This is a genomic window from Streptomyces sp. NPDC127092 (assembly GCF_042722475.1).
Taxonomy (GTDB): Bacteria; Actinomycetota; Actinomycetes; order Streptomycetales; family Streptomycetaceae; genus Streptomyces.
The window spans coordinates 853-1,305 of record NZ_JBHXFE010000271.1 but is presented as its reverse complement, the minus strand read 5'-3'; the positions used below and the strand labels follow the sequence as shown (position 1 = coordinate 1,305).

Annotated in this window: 1 protein-coding gene; it reads left to right on the top strand. The window is 76.2% G+C overall.

Annotated features, from left to right (window positions below):
* Positions 1–441, top strand: a 441-nt coding sequence (locus tag ACFWJO_RS39595) for a ferrochelatase (RefSeq protein WP_386873127.1), incomplete at its 5' end; no start/stop codon positions are given.
* Positions 442–453 lie beyond the last annotated feature (12 nt).

Below are 453 nucleotides of genomic sequence, written 5' to 3'. Positions count from 1 at the left end.
GAGCCGGACATCAACGACGCGATGGAGCACCTCGCGGGCGAGGGCGCCGAGACGGACGCGCAGGGGCGCGCCGTGGCGGGCTTCGTCGTCGTGCCGCTGGGCTTCGTCTCGGACCACATGGAGGTGGTCTGGGACCTCGACACCGAGGCCAAGGAGACCGCCGAGGGGCTGGGTGTGGGGTTCCGTCGCAGCCCCACCCCGGGCACCGACTCGCGGTTCGTGGCCGGGCTCGTGGACATCGTGGAGGAGCGGTTGGGCCGCCGCGAGGGCCGCGCCGCGGCCGGCTGCTTCCCGGCCTGGTACGACGTGTGCCGGCCGGACTGCTGCGCCAAGGTGATGCGGGACGGCTCGACGCGGCCGACGACGTCCGCGGTCGACGCCGCCGTGCGCGGGCTGGCCGAGCACGAGGCGGGCGCCGCGGCCCCCGCCGAGGAGGCCTGAGACCGTGACCCC